The sequence below is a fragment of the Streptococcus suis genome (assembly GCF_002964045.1).
Lineage (GTDB): Bacteria > Bacillota > Bacilli > Lactobacillales > Streptococcaceae > Streptococcus > Streptococcus suis_U.
Genome location: NZ_POPB01000619.1, coordinates 25,747 through 42,960 on the forward strand (window position 1 = coordinate 25,747; position 17,214 = coordinate 42,960).

17 protein-coding genes and 1 pseudogene are annotated in these 17,214 nt (G+C 39.8%); 1 reads left to right on the forward strand and 17 read right to left on the reverse strand.

From position 1 onward, the window contains the following. Positions 1 to 198 precede the first annotated feature (198 nt). From C1E99_RS13310 to C1E99_RS13385, 16 genes and pseudogenes are all read right to left on the reverse strand, one after another. A complete protein-coding gene (locus C1E99_RS13310) occupies positions 199 to 1,056 on the reverse strand; it encodes a Fic family protein (protein WP_105207769.1) in 858 nt (285 codons plus the stop codon). A gap of 332 nt (positions 1,057 to 1,388) precedes the next feature. Next, the gene (locus tag C1E99_RS13315) at positions 1,389 to 2,063 is read right to left on the reverse strand and encodes an MAE_28990/MAE_18760 family HEPN-like nuclease (RefSeq protein ID WP_105207770.1); all 675 of its coding nucleotides are present in this window, start codon (positions 2,061 to 2,063) and stop codon (positions 1,389 to 1,391) included. A gap of 2 nt (positions 2,064 to 2,065) precedes the next feature. Next, the gene (locus C1E99_RS13320) at positions 2,066 to 3,148 is read right to left on the reverse strand and encodes a DUF262 domain-containing protein (protein WP_105207771.1); all 1,083 of its coding nucleotides are present in this window, start codon (positions 3,146 to 3,148) and stop codon (positions 2,066 to 2,068) included. Then, a complete protein-coding gene (locus C1E99_RS13325; RefSeq protein WP_105207772.1) occupies positions 3,141 to 4,187 on the reverse strand; it encodes a DNA cytosine methyltransferase in 1,047 nt (348 codons plus the stop codon). Before C1E99_RS13325 ends, C1E99_RS13320 begins: the two co-directional genes overlap by 8 nt. A 324-nt stretch (positions 4,188 to 4,511) precedes the next feature. Then, entirely contained in the window at positions 4,512 to 7,163 is a 2,652-nt protein-coding gene (locus C1E99_RS13330) for a valine--tRNA ligase (protein WP_105207773.1), read from the reverse strand. A 114-nt stretch (positions 7,164 to 7,277) separates the two neighbouring features. After that, entirely contained in the window at positions 7,278 to 7,853 is a 576-nt protein-coding gene (locus tag C1E99_RS13335; protein ID WP_105207774.1) for a shikimate kinase, read from the reverse strand. Next, the gene (locus C1E99_RS13340; RefSeq protein ID WP_105207775.1) at positions 7,850 to 8,239 is read right to left on the reverse strand and encodes a VOC family protein; all 390 of its coding nucleotides are present in this window, start codon (positions 8,237 to 8,239) and stop codon (positions 7,850 to 7,852) included. Before C1E99_RS13340 ends, C1E99_RS13335 begins: the two co-directional genes overlap by 4 nt. Positions 8,240 to 8,486: 247 nt before the next feature. Then, complete coding sequence (locus tag C1E99_RS13345) at positions 8,487 to 9,515, reverse strand: hypothetical protein (protein WP_105207776.1); 1,029 nt, start codon at positions 9,513 to 9,515, stop codon at positions 8,487 to 8,489. Positions 9,516 to 9,598: 83 nt separating this feature from the next. Next, the gene (locus tag C1E99_RS13350; RefSeq protein WP_105207777.1) at positions 9,599 to 9,985 is read right to left on the reverse strand and encodes a helix-hairpin-helix domain-containing protein; all 387 of its coding nucleotides are present in this window, start codon (positions 9,983 to 9,985) and stop codon (positions 9,599 to 9,601) included. 16 nt (positions 9,986 to 10,001) lie between these two features. Beyond that, on the reverse strand, positions 10,002 to 10,256 hold the full coding sequence (locus tag C1E99_RS13355) for a DUF1912 family protein (protein WP_105207778.1): 255 nt from the start codon (positions 10,254 to 10,256) through the stop codon (positions 10,002 to 10,004). Positions 10,257 to 10,363: 107 nt separating this feature from the next. Further along, positions 10,364 to 11,365 (reverse strand): aldose epimerase family protein, encoded by a 1,002-nt coding sequence (locus C1E99_RS13360; RefSeq protein ID WP_105207779.1) that lies wholly within the window; start codon positions 11,363 to 11,365, stop codon positions 10,364 to 10,366. A gap of 187 nt (positions 11,366 to 11,552) precedes the next feature. After that, complete coding sequence (locus tag C1E99_RS13365) at positions 11,553 to 11,948, reverse strand: PTS sugar transporter subunit IIA (protein WP_105107202.1); 396 nt, start codon at positions 11,946 to 11,948, stop codon at positions 11,553 to 11,555. After that, positions 11,948 to 12,766: a PTS system mannose/fructose/sorbose family transporter subunit IID gene (locus C1E99_RS13370; RefSeq protein WP_105207780.1), complete on the reverse strand. Its 819-nt coding sequence runs from the start codon at positions 12,764 to 12,766 to the stop codon at positions 11,948 to 11,950. The genes C1E99_RS13365 and C1E99_RS13370 overlap by 1 nt, the downstream gene beginning before the upstream one ends. Then, a complete protein-coding gene (locus tag C1E99_RS13375; protein WP_105107200.1) occupies positions 12,753 to 13,649 on the reverse strand; it encodes a PTS mannose/fructose/sorbose/N-acetylgalactosamine transporter subunit IIC in 897 nt (298 codons plus the stop codon). Before C1E99_RS13375 ends, C1E99_RS13370 begins: the two co-directional genes overlap by 14 nt. Positions 13,650 to 13,787: 138 nt before the next feature. Continuing rightward, positions 13,788 to 14,174 (reverse strand): annotated as a pseudogene (locus tag C1E99_RS13380) (PTS system mannose/fructose/N-acetylgalactosamine-transporter subunit IIB); the annotation flags it as partial. A 54-nt stretch (positions 14,175 to 14,228) separates the two neighbouring features. Beyond that, complete coding sequence (locus C1E99_RS13385) at positions 14,229 to 16,001, reverse strand: glycoside hydrolase family 35 protein (RefSeq protein WP_105207781.1); 1,773 nt, start codon at positions 15,999 to 16,001, stop codon at positions 14,229 to 14,231. Positions 16,002 to 16,233: 232 nt separating this feature from the next. On the opposite strand from C1E99_RS13385, the gene C1E99_RS13390 reads away from it, so the two are divergent. Further along, complete coding sequence (locus tag C1E99_RS13390; RefSeq protein WP_105207782.1) at positions 16,234 to 16,944, forward strand: GntR family transcriptional regulator; 711 nt, start codon at positions 16,234 to 16,236, stop codon at positions 16,942 to 16,944. A gap of 69 nt (positions 16,945 to 17,013) precedes the next feature. Here the strand turns inward: C1E99_RS13390 and C1E99_RS13395 are convergent. Further along, a partial coding sequence (locus C1E99_RS13395) for a transposase (protein WP_161943210.1) occupies positions 17,014 to 17,214 on the reverse strand: 201 nt, incomplete at its 5' end.

The window sequence follows — 17,214 nt, forward strand, 5'->3', positions numbered from 1 at the left end:
TATCTAATATGCAAGAAATACAATTATATATACATTTAGCATAGTTTTTTACAGTATAAAAACACACATATCCAAAATGTTTTATATTTTAGTCATGTGTGTTTAAAAATATAGATAATTAATATCAAAAAAACAATAAAGCTTCTATTTCTTAAATAAAATCAAATGAATAACAGAGCAATTGTTGTTTATACATATTCAAAATGTATTATTTTCTAAAAATTTCTTTTTTTCTAATAATACTTTGGAGTCTACTTTATTATTCATCCCCAACTCCTCGTACATCCTCTCACTTGACAAATCATTCTGACCGTTCAAGAGTAGATTTTCAAAAAAGGCAGTTAAAAAATCTGAGCGTTTATTGACTAACTTAGCATTGTCAAGCACAAGGGCATCTCGAAAGTATTTGGCATGTTTTTGAAAAGGATCATTATCAATCTCAAAACCAAGTGAGCGAAGGTATTTGATGAGAAATACTGTGATTGTTCGAGTGTTCCCTTCACGGAATGGGTGGATCTGCCAGATGCCTGAGATAAAGGATTGGATATGGGCAACAATGGCTTTTTTATCTAAGTCAGCATAAGAAAAATCCCTTTCGTGCTGGAAATCATAGTCTAAAGTGGCGACAATCAAGGGAAAATCTGAATAAATCACAGTATCCCCCTTTAAAACTGGTTCATTTTTTGTAATGTTAACCGTTCGATACTCACCCACTGGAATATTGCTGTCAAAAACACCTTGAAAAAGCTCTTTGTGGATATGTAAGAGAGTGGTTGGTCGGAAGCTAAAACCGTTTTGAGAAAGCATTTCAACAATTCGGAGAGATACGATATCCGCCTCTTGCGAACTAGCATCAATTGTCTGGTGGTATTTAGTAATCTCCTCGTACACCTGCTCATAGGTGTACTCTCCACGAGCTTGCCTATCCGCCAACTCTTCCATGTAAACAGACGGAGTCAACCCATCTACTTTTTGAAGTCCAAAACTAGTTTCCCAGAGGTCCTGCTTGGCTTCATAGGAAAGATTGGGATTATCAATATTGTAGGTTGGTTGCATAGACTCCTCCTGTTTGAATTTCTAACCTTATTATACCACAAAACCCAGCCTTTTTAGGCTGGGCATTTGTTTAATCTAGTGTGGCTAAAATCAGCTTGAGACTAGGAAACGACACCGCAGACAGTACTTGAGTACGGCAAGGTGAGTTGACGAAGTATCAAGTGGTTTTAGACCACTAGACCAGTTTTTTCATTTCTGCGATACGTCCCTGTGTCGCATCCTATTTTGCTTGTTAGTCGGCTTGTTTTTGTTTTTCTTTTTCAACGACTTCTGGTTTGGCGTTATTAAAGTATCATATTGTAAATGAAAATGTAAAATTAAAATAACAATAATTAAAATTCAGCTTCTTGAACGACTTTCATAAAATACTCCAGACATAGATACGTTTCAGTTTTATATTGAGATATATCATCAACAGCAAGCTTTTTCCCATTTTCTTCAAACGAGATATTACCGTGTGCCAGACTATTTCTCATATCCTTGATGGATTTTAAGGCTCCGCCATAACTCTTGAATTTCTCAGAATCATAACCTATACCATGATTTTCTAAAATAGATTTTATCTCCCGTAAATCCGCATTTCCTGATAGAGTAAAATTCTCAAAGTCTAACGATACCTTATGTTCATCATCTATAACACTTTCTATCATATCAAATATACTTTTAGAGATATTACTCTCATGAAATGTTTTGGTATTATGCTTAACCCAAAGCTTTTTTAATTCCTCAATCGTTTGTGGGTAGGAATAACTAGAATTATTAAATTTTTCGTAATAGCTACTCATTGTTATACGAACACACGCTTCAACCAAATTGTAAAGCATAATCATAGCATTTGATTTCATTGACTTAAAAACAGATTCTGCTTCATCTCTATCTAAAACATCAACTTTAAAGCTTTGACAATCATTACTATCAATACCAATTATGGAATGTTCTAAGTGTATGAGAAAATCAATAAAACGATCAATCTCTTGTTTTAATTTTTCATATTCAATTCTATTCATTACTAACTCAAGTTACCAGTCAAAAAATAGTCTTTAACGCCATTTATTCTGCTAAAAACCTTACTCCTATTGTTGGCTGCATCTGATGTAGTCCACTCCTCGAACTCTACACTCTGCAACAGTTTATCTACTTGTTGTTCAGTAGTCTCTAATTCAGGATTTTCACGTAGTGCAAGATTTATTCCAACGGCCAAAGCTTCAAACCTGACACGAGGCGTTTGATTTCTGTCCTCCTTCTGAAAGCCTCTTTTGAAATTTTTATAAACAAAATTCATTGTATTATGAAATTCTTGTTTATAAATTTCTTTTTTATCATCAGACCATTCCTGTCCCGATGAGGTTACAAAGTCATCTACAAAATTTTGGACATGACCACTGTAGTAGTTTAAAGCGTTACTATATGCAAAGAAACGCGATACTAATTCAATGTCCTCTTTTCTATTAATACGATTTTCTGAAAGATTAGTAACCTTACGGAATAGTTCATCTTCAGCCAATTCCTTTATTAATTTCATTAATTCATTATCTAGCTCCCTACCTGACCTAACCTCACTTGAATTAGCACTAAGAGAGCTTGTGTTTAATCTATCAAATAATTCTTTTCGGACTTCTGATGGAGTATTGTGTTTCAAAACGATGACACGGAGAGATCTAGCTCTCAGCCTTCGAATTTCCCCCTCTGGTAAATCGCTTCTAGTACAACCATTCAATTTATCAAGTTTTTTCAAGCCATCAAGCTTTAAATTCTCATCCTTGCTAAAAAATTCAGATAGGGTTGAAATCCTTTGTAAACCATCAACTATTTCCATAGTTCCGTCATCGGTATCTGCTAAAAACATCAAAGGAATTGGATAATCTAGCAATAATGATTCAATAAATCGAGACTTTCTCTTCACTCCCCAAAGTAATTCTCTTCTTTGATATTCCGGTGCAAAAATTTCATTATTATTACCATCGTATAAATCAACTATATAACCTATAGGATAATCTCGTGTATCATAATTGAGTTCGTATTGTAATTCGTTTATTTGATTTTGAATTTCTAACTTCTTCTCATCATCGAATAATCCTAATTGTTTAGCCATAATACTCCTCCAAATGTTTTAATATACTGTTTCCTATCACTTCTCCTAGTTTCGGAGGTACTGCATTACCAATTTGCATTGCAATTTTCTGACTTGAAAAACTTCCAACATTTTCAACAAATTGGTATTCCATAGGAAAACTTTGAAGAATTGCTCCCTCTCTCAAGCTCAAAGCTCTATCTTGTTCGGGGTGTCCAAATCGACCATTACCATATCCTGGAAACTGAGTTGTAATTGTAGATGAAGGTTTATCCCACTCCAATCTACCATAGACGGAACCAAAACTCTTTCCACTCTTTTTTTTATAACAGTCAGGTAAAAGGGATTCATCCCAATCTTTCCATGTTCCTCCAGGCTTTGAACTTTTGATTCTCTTTAAATTTATAGCATTTAAGTTTCTAGCACGATGTAATGGATCTTTATCGTCAATTTGTCCTGCCTGCAGTTTTGGTAAATGATAAATTGCATCCCTAACTGTTGGATAATCATTTTCTGATAACTCATCATCAAAATTGATTTCTCCAAATTTTGAAGCTAGTAGTAATAACCTCTTTCTATTTTGGGGAATTCCGTAAGCTGGTGCATAAGCGATTTTCCATGTTACTTTATAACCCTCGTCTTCCAACAAAGTTACAAACCTATCAAAAATATCTTCTTTTGCTAACTGAGGAACGTTTTCCATTGAGACTATCTCAGGCTTTACTTGACGAATTTGTTTTCCAAAGTAATCTAATAAGTCTAACTTTCCTTCACTAGCAGAGCTACCTTTATATCGGTGAGAATACGCAGAAAAAGGCTGACATGGAGCACAACCTATCAAAACCTTTACATCTGTCTCTTCAGGATAATATCCCAATAACTCTCCATCCTGTAATTCCTTAATATCTTTATGAATGAATTTAGAATTATTATTTTTTTCATAAGCGAATTGACAAGATTTTTCAAAATCAAATCCAGCAACAACATTGATGCCAGCATTTTGAACACCGTAAGTCAACCCTCCTACTCCACAGAACAAATCTAATGCATTTATTATCATGATACAATACCTCATAGTAATTATATCAAAAAACTCAGAAAATATCCGTGTTTTAATCAAATTATCACGCCGTACGCATGAAGAAAATGCATGTAACTATTTTCTAGCTACATGCATTTTTCAAAAATATTTTCATGATATTTTCATAATCGCTGTGATTTATCCTCGTTTTCACCTACATTATAACAAAATTTCATGATGAAAATATAACTTTTTATGAAAAATCGTCATCTGAAAACGAAATTTTCTTCATATGTTTATCGTGCCAAATTATCCTGCAATTCTCTAGCTAACAAAAATTCAAATGTCATCGTACTTTATTGGTTACCCCACCAACTTCTTCATTTCTTCAATCCGCGCTACTGTCGCATCATATTTTGCTTGGTAGTCGGCTTGTTTTTCTTTTTCTTTTTCAACGACTTCTGGTTTGGCGTTGGCGATAAAGCGTTCGTTGCTGAGTTTTTTGCCGACCATGTCTAGTTCTTTTTGCCATTTGGCCAATTCTTTGTCTAGTCGAGCCAACTCTTCTTCTACGTTGAGGAGGTCAGCTAGCGGCAAGAAGATTTCAGCACCGGTGATAACGGCTGACATAGCTAGTTCTGGTGCAGCAATGCTTGAGCTGATTTCCAACTGTTCTGGGTTGGTAAAGCGGCGGATGTAGTTTTCATTTGCCTTGAAGAAGGTTTCAAGCTCGCTATCAGCCGTCTTAATCAAAATGGTAATCGGCTTAGAAGGGGCAACATTCACCTCTGCTCTGCTATTTCGCACCGAACGGATCAAGTCTTTAAGACTTTCCACTCCCTTGTGGGCTTCCGCATTTTCAAAGGCTGGGTTGACAACAGGGTAGGCCGCCACCACGATAGAGCCCTCTGCGTACTGGGCGAAGATTTCTTCCGTCACAAACGGCATGATTGGGTGGAGGAGGCGAAGGATTTGGTCCAGCGTGTAAAGAAGGACAGAGCGGGTCATAACTTTCTCAGCCTCGTTGTCGCTGTAAAGCACTTCCTTGGTTAGCTCGACATACCAGTTGGCGAACTCTTCCCAGATGAAATTGTAGAGGATGTGACCAGCCACACCAAACTCAAACTTGTCGAAGTTTTCAGTGACCTTGGCAATGGTTTCGTTGAGGTTGTGGAGAATCCAGCGGTCTGTCACGTTGCCAGCCTCACCAGCTGCGACTTTCGCGACATTCTCACGCGCCGCATCCAAGGTCAAGCCTTCATTGTTCATGAGGATATAGCGGGAAATGTTCCAAATCTTGTTGATGAAGTTCCAAGAAGCGTCCATTTTCTCATAAGAGAAGCGGACATCTTGACCAGGCGCAGAGCCGTTTGACAAGAACCAACGCAAAGCGTCCGCACCGTATTTCTCGATGACATCCATTGGGTCAATCCCGTTTCCAAGCGACTTGGACATCTTGCGGCCTTCTTCGTCACGGATCAAACCGTGGATCAGCACATTCTTGAATGGCTGACGGCCGGTGAACTCAAGCGATTGGAAAATCATGCGTGACACCCAGAAGAAGATGATGTCGTAGCCTGTTACCAAGGTTGAAGTTGGGAAGTAACGCTGGAAGTCCGCCGCATTTTCGTCAGGCCAGCCCATGGTTGAGAATGGCCAAAGGGCAGAGCTGAACCAGGTATCTAGGACATCCTCATCCTGTACCCAACCGTCACCTGCTGGAGCCTCTTCTCCGACGTACATTTCGCCAGATTCGTTATACCATGCTGGAATCTGATGCCCCCACCAAAGCTGACGCGAGATAACCCAGTCGTGTACATTTTCCATCCATTGTAGGAAGGTATCGTTGAAACGTGGTGGGTAAAATTCTACCTTATCAGCTGTGTCTTGGTTGGCAATGGCATTCTTAGCCAATTGGTCCATTTTGACAAACCATTGAGTTGACAAGCGTGGCTCGACTACCACACCTGTACGCTCAGAGTGTCCAACGGAATGCACACGGTTTTCGATTTCCACAAGGGCGCCCAGTTCTTGCAACTTAGCAACCGTTGCCTTACGAGCTTCAAAGCGGTCCATACCTGCAAATTCACCCGCCAACTCGTTCATGGTACCGTCATCGTTCATAACGTTGACTTGTGGCAGATTGTGGCGCTGACCGACAAGGAAGTCATTTGGATCGTGGGCAGGTGTGATTTTCACAACCCCTGTACCAAATTCAGGATCTGCGTGCTCATCCGCAACGATTGGGATTGGCTTGTTGACGATTGGCAGGATAACGTTTTTGCCGATCAAGTCCTTGTAACGTGGGTCTTCTGGGTTAACTGCAACCGCAACGTCACCGAACATGGTTTCAGGTCGAGTTGTCGCAACTTGAAGAGCACGAGAACCATCTTCCAACATATAATTCATGTGGTAGAAGGCACCTTCAACATCCTTGTGAATAACTTCAATATCTGAAAGAGCTGTGCGAGCTGCAGGGTCCCAGTTGATGATAAATTCGCCACGGTAGATCCAGCCTTTTTTGTAGAGTTCAACAAAGACCTTGCGAACGGCTTTTGACAAGCCTTCGTCCAGCGTGAAGCGGTCGCGTTGGTAGTCCAAAGACAGACCCAACTTACCCCATTGCTCACGAATGGTCGCTGCGTACTCATCCTTCCATTCCCAGACTTTGTCGAGGAACTTTTCACGACCCAAGTCATAACGGGTCACGCCTTGCTCACGCAAGCGTTCCTCAACCTTAGCCTGAGTAGCAATCCCCGCGTGGTCCATACCTGGAAGCCAGAGGGTGTCAAAGCCCTGCATGCGCTTTTGGCGGATAATAATATCTTGAAGGGTGGTATCCCAAGCGTGCCCCAGGTGCAACTTACCTGTTACGTTTGGTGGCGGAATGACGATTGAATAGGGCTTAGCCTCCGCATCGCCTGACGGCTTAAAGACATCTTGGTCCAACCAAGTTTGGTAACGACCAGCCTCAACCTCGGCTGGATTATATTTTGGTGATAATTCTTTTGACATTATTTTTTCTCCTTTAGTATTCTTTAAGAAAATTGGCATATACTATCCTCAAGCTAGAAATAGCCCAATTCTTTTTCATATAATCTCCTAGAAATAGTCAGTCCCTTGGGCTGGCTATTTCGTTTGTTCTTGCTCAAGTTCTTCCATTTTTTGGATAATCAGTTGAGCAACTTCATTAGCAGTAAGGTGGGTATTATTAATTTTGAGATAATGCTGAATGCCCTCTGGAATGCCTAATGAAGTATATTGACATGTATCAGCTGTAGAAAGAATCTCAGCCTCTGAAACTTCAATGTTTCGTTTCAAAGGTTTATGGGTCAGTCGATTTTCTGTCCGATTACGCCGCAGACGTTCTTCTAAAGCAGTTTCCAATTCAACAAATAAAATTTCCTGACCATGATGATGAAAAATCGTCTGAACTGTTGTAAGGAATTGAACATCTATGAGATTTTTAAAATTAATCAAGGCAGTTCCAATCAGTGGGCGACCTGAACTAGCAAACACATCATAAACAGCAAATGTAATACGTGTATTGAGGTCAAACATATCCTCAGAAAATTCAGGGATAAATCGTAGGCTAAAATCAATCGAATCGTGATTATGAAAGAGGGTCATCCCTGTCAATTTCGCAACTTCCTGCCCAACGGTCATCTTGCCAGAAGCTTGTGCTCCAATAATAATTAGATTCATCTTACCTCCCCCACCAACTCTATCTTTATCCCATCTGGATCCTCTAGATAGAGGGCATAGTGGTCTGGTCCTCCTGCGTGGGGATAGCGGTCGTCGTAGAGCAGTTTGACTCGTCTGGTCAAAAATTCCTTCCGCCATTGGTCAATCTCATCAGGTGTACCCGCATGAAAGGCTAAATGATTGAGACCTGTTCGGCACCGGTGATAACCTGCCTCTAGGAAGTCCTTTGGCGTTTGGACAAAGACCAGGTACTGCTCTGCTTTTTTATAAGACAGCCCGTCCTCCCACTCCTGATAGAGCGTGTAGCCCAGCTTGGTCAGAAGAAAATCGTAAAATGCACGTGAGGTTTCCAAGTCTGAAACATATATTTCAACATGATGTAACATATCTTCTCCTTTCCAAATGAAAATCCCTGTCTAGACTTGCTAGACAGGGACGAAGTTATTCCGCGGTACCACCCTTGTTCAGATAAACTATCTGCACTTTGCTTATTCGATTCATAGCATCAGCAACCAGTTTTGACATTTGTGCGGATTTCTCAGTACCACCGCTTCCTGTGACAAATGGGGCTCAAAACACCTCTGAATGGTTTTATTGTAACAGAATTATGCATTGTAAGCAAGAAAAATAAGTCTAAGATTTGAATTGAATACCTTGATCTTTTAAGTGTTCAATACTAGTTTTTCCAATGCCATCTAATGCTAGTAATTCTTTTTCAGTCCATTTTTTAAAATCTTCTAACTTATGAATACCATTTTCGTAAAAAATTCGAACTCGTTTTTCCTGCAGATTCAAAAGCTCCGGCAGTTGGTAGAACTTATAGAAATGTTGAATCGTTCCCTCACGATTTTCCTCAATTTCCCTGGTCATTTGACTAACTTTTCTAACCAAATCCCGTCTACGTTCCAGGAAATCTTGCATAAATACCAGCGAGTTAAACATGGTATCTGATTCACTAATAACAAATAGACCATTTTCTTCGAAAGCCACCATCGGCCAATGACCAGTTTGAAAGATCCATGAATATTCAGGATAGCGTTCAAGAATTAGTCGCAAGACTGACTTAGCCACAGCAAATTCACCCCTAACCATAGAAGCTATTAAAAAATGTATAGCGGTCGCATCTTGAACTGTTGCATTCTTTAATTCATTTTCAAACTGGTTCTGTAGATAGTCAAAGTCAAAAACCTGATTTTTAACGCTCAATAATATAAAAATAAAGTCGCGATGATAGGCTTCTTGGGGATGACTTATAATAATATCGCACAAAGCATTGGCTAATCCGTACAGACCTTTTTCACAATAAAAATATAAGATATTTAAAACGATTCCTAAACTGTAACTTGGTTCTTCCCTATTCCAGGCTGGGCAACCTTCCTCGAGCCACAATTCAATAGCCTCTGCCGCAAATAAATTGATATCTTCGAGATTTTCATATCCCCATTCAGGGTATTCAAACTTGTACAATTCAAATCGAGCACCTAGATGCTCTGGATCCACCTTCAAAATCTCTCTAAGTCCACTCTTGATTTCATATGGATACTTCCTGTAAACAACCTCCCAAAAGAGTTGATCTGTTGATAGACCATTCATTTCTTGTCCCGTAAGTTTTTTCTTCGAATGAATAGAAACAACTTTCTCCTGATTTTTCTTCTTTGCCAATAGATTTTCTCCTTGAATATTCTAATTCTATTATAGCAAGAGAACAAGAAAAAACCAACTCATTTCAGTTGGTTTCTGTTATATTAAGCTTTCAAGTCAATCCCTTTTTCTTTCAACTGTTTGATAGTTGCAGGACCGATGCCTTTAAGAGCCAAGAGCTCTTTTTCTGTATGGTTTGCAAAATCAGCCACAGATTGAATACCTGCTTGGTAGAAGGTTTCCAAACGTGCTGCCGCAATGCCTTCCAACTTAGGAAGTGCCAAAAAGTCTTCCAATGACGTCGCTGAAGAAGTCACCTCTGCTACAACTTCTTTCACTTGTTCCACAGCATGCTCTACTGCAACCTCAGCCTTATGAGCGACTGTTTCTACAACTTCTGTCGCTCTTTCAAGACCTACACGACCTGCACGTTTCAAGTCTGCTAATTGTTTTTTCAAAACTTTTTTACGATTGATTTTTTTCTTTGCCAAGATTCCTATCCTCCCTTTAATAATGTCTTTGGCCAAACAAGCCATCTGGTAAATCGTGGAAGTCCTTGCCAGCATGGTAGTTGGCAAATTTCCCTTGGATAAAGCGATAGGCATCTAGCTTACTTTCATAACGAATATAAGCATCCGCTGCACGCTCATCCTTGTCCTCTTCCAAGACACGACGGCTTTCTTCTACCGCCATCTCGTTTACCATGACTTGAGTATTGACCCAAGCTTCAAATTCCTTTAAAAATTCTTGTTCTTTTGTCATTATTTTCCTCTTTCGTCTGCTTCAATCGAAACACACCGGTTTATTATACCATATTTTCCAAAAAAGACAAGAAGCCCTATCTGTACAACAGTTAGAGCTTCTCATTCTTACCATGTAAATTGATAAACAGTCTGGGACAAGAATTCCTCATCTTTTTCCAGCAAAATGGAGCCAAAGCCATCTAGGTTACAAGCATTCGGCAAGGCCTGACATTCCAAACTAAAAACTCCATGATAGGCAGCCAAGGCTTCGACAGGAAAATTGTAGGTGTAGATAACCACTGATGGCTGATTGGTTCGCACGCGCAGACCAATTTTTCCATCTGGACTGACCACTTCAACTGGCTTATCCACATCCTCCAAGAGCCACGGATGGTCGTAGCCCTTCACCAACACATTTTGTGGGTGCTGGCTGTCAAACCCTTGCGCAAATGGGGCCAATTCTCTAAAGTCAAATGGTGTTCCTGTCACATCCTCTAAAACACCTGTCGGCAGATTGTCCTCACCAAGCGGAGCATAGCGATTGGCCGCAATCCGAATTTCATGGTCTGCTACTGACTGCTGAAAATCCCCCGTTAAGTTGAAATAGATGTGATTAGTCGGATTGAAAATCGTATCTTTGCTAGACACCGCCCGGTAATCTACCGTCAACTCATTCTGGTCTGTTAGACCATAAATAGCCTCAACCCTCACATCACCAGGAAAACCATTAAAACGATCTTGTAGGACCATACCAAAGGTCACTTGATTTCTCTCATGGTCTAGCTCAACATCCCAATACTGCTCATTTGCCGTGTCATCCCCACCATGCAAGGTCCGACCTGGTTCATTTTCTGTGAAACGGTAGCGTGTTCCCTTTATCTCAGCCTGGGCACCTGAAATCCGTCCAGCAACTGGAACAATAGTAGAACCAGGATACAAATCTGTCTTGCGGTAATCAACATCTGACCCTGCCGCCAAACTAATATTTCGTAAACCACCATTTTCTTCTACTGGCAGAAGCACTTCCACCACTCTGGCACCAAAATCTGTCAGAGTAACCTGCATACCATTTTTATTTTTCAAGCAATAGAGCTTCGCTTTTTCACCAAATGTTTTTACTTCAATCATTGCTTTTCCTCACGAAAACAAAGGAGGGGAGGCATTCAACGTGCTTCCCCTCAGGATACTTAAAGCCTTTCTAAATAGATGACTAACTTGTATATCTTATTTTAAGGTGACCAGTTGAAACAGTTCACTTGAACTTTCCACGCTCTCCTATTTCTAGGCTCGGGCTGAAAAACTCCACTGGAGTTTTTCACTCATCTTCATCACTTGTTAATAGGCTATTGACGTGGACAAGGTTGCTTGTACCAAATTCGACATAGTCTACGGCTTCGCCAAGCAAGACACCGTTCAAGAAACCAATGACCATTGGCATGTTCATTCCTGCATAGAGATCAAACTGCCCACCTTCAATCAATTTTCGTGATACGACATTGGCTGGTGTACCACCTAACAAATCTGCGAAGACAACGAAGTCATCTAGATTAGCAATTGTTTCTTCAAATTTTTTCTGGAAGTCTTCAGGACCTTCTTCTGGTAAAAGCGCTACTGTATGAATGTCCTCTTGAGGACCCATAATCATTTCCGTAGATTTTTTTAACTCTTCACAGAAGATGCCATGACTTACTAATACTAAACTTCTAACCATTATGCCATACCAAATGCAAAGTGACCAATGAATGACAAGCAAAGAGCAAGCGCAATGATAATCAAGATAGCCTTAGTAGAAGTCATACCCTTACGGCCAAGCAACCAGAATACAAAGCCTGTGAAGATTGCTGGAACCAAACGTGGGAAGATTGTGTTGAGCAAGTCTTGAACATCAATCACTTTTTCACCAACAGTTGGAGCCCAAGAAACTTCAAAGTTGATCATTGTTGCAATCAAAGCACCCAACATGAACACACCGAGTACAGAAGCCGCATCAACAAGAGCAGTCAAACGGTCGCGCATTGTTGTAATCAGTTTAGTACCTTCTTTGTAGGCAATTTCCAATTGTTTCCAACGGAAGATGTCATAAACAACTGCTACAGCCACCCAGAGGAAGATACCAACTGGTGAACCTTGGCTAGCCATTGTCGCTGCAACAGTACCCATGATTGCTGGAACCAATGAACCAAAGATTGAGTCACCGATTGGTGCAAATGGACCCATCAAACCAGTCTTGATACCATTTACCGCATCTTTAGAAGCTACGCCATCGCTTTCCTCAAGTGCCAAGTCAATACCTGTGATAATGGTATGGAAGAATGGTGAAGTATTGAAGAATTGAGTATGCAATTTCATCATTTCCTTCAACTCAGGAGTGCCATCTCCATACATTTTACGCAATTGAGGCAAGATCATGTAAAGGTAACCTGAACCTTGCATGCGCTCATAGTTCCAACCAAGTTGGTAAGTGAACAAGCTACGTTTGTTGATTTGATTAAAATCTTCTTTTGTTAATTTGTAATTAGATTTCGTCATCGTCAATTTCCCCACTTTCTGAATTTGATGGAGCAACTACTGCTACTTTTTGGCTGTTGATATAGTGTAAAACTGAAAGGAAGATACCAATAATTGCGATACCAATCATTGACAAACCTTTGAAGTTGTTTACAAATGCTACACCAGAATCTTCTGGAAGAGTACCAACGATGCCAGCAACAGCGCCACCCAATGCAGATACGTTACCGTAAAGAACTGTCAACATAGCTGTAAGGGCAAAACCAACTGCCAAGTAGTGAAGGTTGCGTTTAAGTGGAAGGTAGTGAAGAAGGATAGCGAAACCAAGACCTGGAAGCATACGAGCAGCCAATGTCAAACCGTTTGCAACCCATTGATATTGTTGGATAGCTTGTACCATTGCATCTACGAATTCACCACCGAATGCAAGAGCAAGGAATACAGGGAGTGCACGAGAGAGTGCCCATGGGATAGCACCGAGAAGGTAGTTACGTTCGATTGCTGCGTAGTCAAATTTTTCAACAGCTGCGTCCACTCGGTGTGCAAAGTAAGTAGTTGAGAAACGACCAGCGATATCTGTATATACAAGGAGTGCAGCTACTGGTACCGCGATTGTTGCTACTGCCAACTCTGGATCAATACCTTGTGATACTGAGAAGGCTGTTGCAAGAACTGCACCAGAAGTTGCGTCGATACGAGATGCACCACCGAAAGTACCCACACCGAGTACCATCAATTGAAGAGACGCTCCGATTGTCAAACCAGTTGCCAAATCTCCCATGATTAAACCAGAGATGAAACCTGCAAATACAGGTGAACCAGCTGACGATACAATTGTCAACTCATCACAGATCTGATAAGCAGAGTAGAGCGTTAGAAGTAATATTTGCCACCATTGCATAATAGTGATCCTCCTTTAAAATTTTTCAAAAATATCCGTAAATTATCTTACTTTATCCAACAATGGCATAAAGTCTTTTGGTGTGTCACCTGGCACCATTTGGGCAATCAATTTCACACCTTTTGCAACCAAGGCATCGAAATCAGCGATGTCTTTATCAACAACGTTGATAGAACGAGTAACAGAGCGAGTTTCTGGTGATTGAGACATATTTCCTACGTTCAATTCTGCCAATTCAACTCCATATTCAACCAAACGAAGGAAGTTTTCTGGGCGACGTGCAACAATCAAGAGACGTTGACTGTCATACTTACCTTCCTTAATATTATTAGCAGCCTTTTCAATTGGTAAAATAGATAATTTTACCCCTGGAGGACAGGCTAATTTTAGACCTTGTTTTTCAATATCGTTCTGAGCCACAGCATCATCGATAACCATGATACGACTAATATTTAATTTGGTAGTCCACAGGTTAGCAACTTGACCATGAATCAAACGACCATCAATACGTGTAGCAATAATTGCCATATTTTCTTCTCCTCTTCTTCATAAATCTTTTGAGTAGAAGTCTACTTTTAGACTCTACAATTCTTTTATTACTGGTTTTTGTGAAAAGCTAATCTTTTCTCTATATCTTCCTTCCGTCTCAAAGACGATAATTTCATTCTCTCCTTTCTTTAAGTATCCTTTTGGAATATAGAGATAGAGGATTGGTCCTTTTTCCCAAAAACGTCCAATATTTACATTGTTAACAAATACAACTCCCTTACCAAAACCAGTCATGTCTAAGTAAGTATCTGCCAATTCATCCAATTCAAACGGATAACGATAGAAGGCTGGTTGTCCCTCTTTCCACTCTTGCGTAAAATCAAGATAGGATACATCATCTAATGGCAATGGATAGGTTTCCCAATTACCGATAAAATGCAAGTCCGCCATAGCACCTCTACCAATCCCCTTGGATTGAGTTGGTGCCGTCAATTTATGACCATAGTTCACACGCCCCATGTTCTCAACCAGGATAGACACCTCTGTTTGTCTATTTTCGAGGTGTAAATCAATATCCTCACCTATCTCGGTTTGATATTGAGTCGTCACCAATTGACCATCAGCATATACTTGAATCCTATCGCGCGCATCCACAACTCTGAATCGTTCTGCGTCAATCTTATCCTTCTCAAGCTGTGTCCTATAGTAGATATAGCCCGTCGATTGACCGTGAGACTCCATATTCCGCGGATAAAACGATTTTTGGCAAACGCTTACATTGTCGAGTGTAGCAAATAAGCTAACTTTATCTTTCAGACTAACTGCCGGGAAGGCTCTTGCTTCCTTAATTAGTGGTTCTGAGTAATCCAGTTCAGGATATTTTTCCTTCATCAAGCCTTGCAAGGCATAGAATTTCTTAGTCGGATTACCTGCTTCATCAAGTATAGCGTCATAATCATAAGACGTTACCTGCGGTAAATCAATTTGCCCCCTTGCTGAACAACCATTCATGAAACCAAAGTTGGTTCCACCATGGAACATATAGAGGTTAATCGATCCCAATTCAATACAATCCATGACTGCTTGAGCTAATTCCTCTGGGTCGCGACGAATGACTTCATCACCCCAGCGGTTAAACCAACCATCCCAGAATTCCATACACATGAGTGGCCATTTCTTATCATACTCGTCAAAGAAATCCTGCATCATAGCGAAGTTTTCCTTGGCTTTCGATCCGAAATTCCCTGTCACCAAGACATCGTCTGCAATCATGCTACCTGCTCTCAGACAGGCTCTCCATGGTCCATCTGAGGTAAATAGAGGGGCTGTCAACCCATATTTACGCATCACTTCAGCCACTGCTCTTAAATACTCTTTTTCTTCACCATAGGAACCATACTCGTTTTCCACTTGGAACATTAGTATGTTTCCATTTTGCGAGAGTTGGAGCTTGGCTAATTTAGGAAGAAGAGAAGCGTAATATTCATCTAGGTGCTTCAAATATACTGGATCACTCGAGCGTACTTGAAGCTCCTCCGTCATCAGCCAAGCGGGTAAACCACCCCACTCCCACTCTGCACAAATATAGGGGGAAGGACGAACAATTGCATAAAGCCCTAGTTCCTGAGCAATTCCCAAGAATCGCTCTATATCTAGTATTCCTTCAAATGAGAACTCACCTTTCTTTGGTTCATGCAAGTTCCAAGGAACATAGGTTTCAACCGTATTAAAACCTAAAGCTTTTAAATTATACAAGGAATGGTACCAGTCATCCGGATGAACCCTAAAATAATGGATAGCACCAGATAAAATTTTAAACGGTTTTCCATTTATGTAGAATTGATTTTTAATTTTAAATTCTTTCATAGGTCTCCTCCGATGTTACCGCTTACCTTTCTGTTAATATAATAACATTTTGCCGTGGTTATGTCCAGTAGTTTTTTCATTTTTTTTACACTTCTTTGAATTTCATTACAAACTCATTTAAACAATTGAAATGTATAGGTTTTCTCTTCGATTTTTTTATAGAAATAGCTATATTTTTTGATTTTTTCTCAACCATTTAGTATAATAAATCATAGAAAGGAAGGAATATGTAATGAAAGTACCTAAGTACCAACTTATACAAAATGACTTACGTCAACAGATTATTTCTGGTAAATTTGAAAATGGCGATAAATTTTACACAGAATCTGAATTGACAAAGCTTTTTAATGTTAGCTCTATCACTGTTATTCGTGCAGTAAATGAACTTGTAAAAGACGGTTACCTCGTTCGACAACAAGGGAAAGGAACGTTTGTTTCACGCTCTCGCAAAGGGCGTCTAGTGGAATTTTCCGATATTGAAATTTTCCCGATGGACAAAGATAAGGTTGTCGTTCTTTCATGCGATAAGGGCAATGACCCAGCAATTCTTGAAAAATTGAATTTGGATAAAAATGATTTTTATTACAAAATTGTCAGAGTTCGCTCTGCAGAGGATACACCTTACATTTTCCACAATTCATATATCCCACAACGATTTATCCAGAATCCCGATGCTCCATTAGAGCACTATCAATCCATTTACCAACGCTTCAAATTGGATTACAACATCCACATGTCTGAGGAACCGTTTGTAGAAACAAACGAAATTGTCAGTCCATGTCCAAAGGAAGTCGCAAGTCATTTGAAATTAAAAGCAACCGAACCTGCTGTACTTCAAAACAAAACAACTACCAATAGCACTAGCGGAGAGATTCTAGAATACACTGAGACTTACAAGCATTGGAAGTATTACAAATTTGAAATTACAGCCAACCATCGTTAATTAACAACAAAAAAACGCAAATTACTGCGTTTTTTGGCTCTTTGTCAACTGTAGTGGGTAGATGAAAAGCTAACACCTAGAGAGGACGAAATTGGTTCTCTCTTTCTTTATGTTCAAGGCAATCAAAATCCGTTTTCTAAAGTTTTCAAAGTTCCTAAAACCAAAGGCATTTCTTTTAATGACTTTGATGAGATTATTGGTAGCTTCCAGTTTGGCGTTGGAATAAGGCAATTCCATAGCGTTTAAAACCTTGTCTTTATCCTTTAGAAA

Coding starts and splice junctions, on each gene's coding strand:
- C1E99_RS13385 (WP_105207781.1), bottom strand. CDS start 16,001: ATGAAAGAATTTAAAATTAAAAATCAATTCTACATAAATGGAAAACCG.
- C1E99_RS13355 (WP_105207778.1), bottom strand. CDS start 10,256: ATGACAAAAGAACAAGAATTTTTAAAGGAATTTGAAGCTTGGGTCAAT.
- C1E99_RS13325 (WP_105207772.1), bottom strand. CDS start 4,187: ATGATAATAAATGCATTAGATTTGTTCTGTGGAGTAGGAGGGTTGACT.
- C1E99_RS13370 (WP_105207780.1), bottom strand. CDS start 12,766: ATGACGAAATCTAATTACAAATTAACAAAAGAAGATTTTAATCAAATC.
- C1E99_RS13335 (WP_105207774.1), bottom strand. CDS start 7,853: ATGAATCTAATTATTATTGGAGCACAAGCTTCTGGCAAGATGACCGTT.
- C1E99_RS13390 (WP_105207782.1), top strand. CDS start 16,234: ATGAAAGTACCTAAGTACCAACTTATACAAAATGACTTACGTCAACAG.
- C1E99_RS13330 (WP_105207773.1), bottom strand. CDS start 7,163: ATGTCAAAAGAATTATCACCAAAATATAATCCAGCCGAGGTTGAGGCT.
- C1E99_RS13315 (WP_105207770.1), bottom strand. CDS start 2,063: ATGAATAGAATTGAATATGAAAAATTAAAACAAGAGATTGATCGTTTT.
- C1E99_RS13360 (WP_105207779.1), bottom strand. CDS start 11,365: ATGATTGAAGTAAAAACATTTGGTGAAAAAGCGAAGCTCTATTGCTTG.
- C1E99_RS13320 (WP_105207771.1), bottom strand. CDS start 3,148: ATGGCTAAACAATTAGGATTATTCGATGATGAGAAGAAGTTAGAAATT.
- C1E99_RS13310 (WP_105207769.1), bottom strand. CDS start 1,056: ATGCAACCAACCTACAATATTGATAATCCCAATCTTTCCTATGAAGCC.
- C1E99_RS13340 (WP_105207775.1), bottom strand. CDS start 8,239: ATGTTACATCATGTTGAAATATATGTTTCAGACTTGGAAACCTCACGT.
- C1E99_RS13365 (WP_105107202.1), bottom strand. CDS start 11,948: ATGGTTAGAAGTTTAGTATTAGTAAGTCATGGCATCTTCTGTGAAGAG.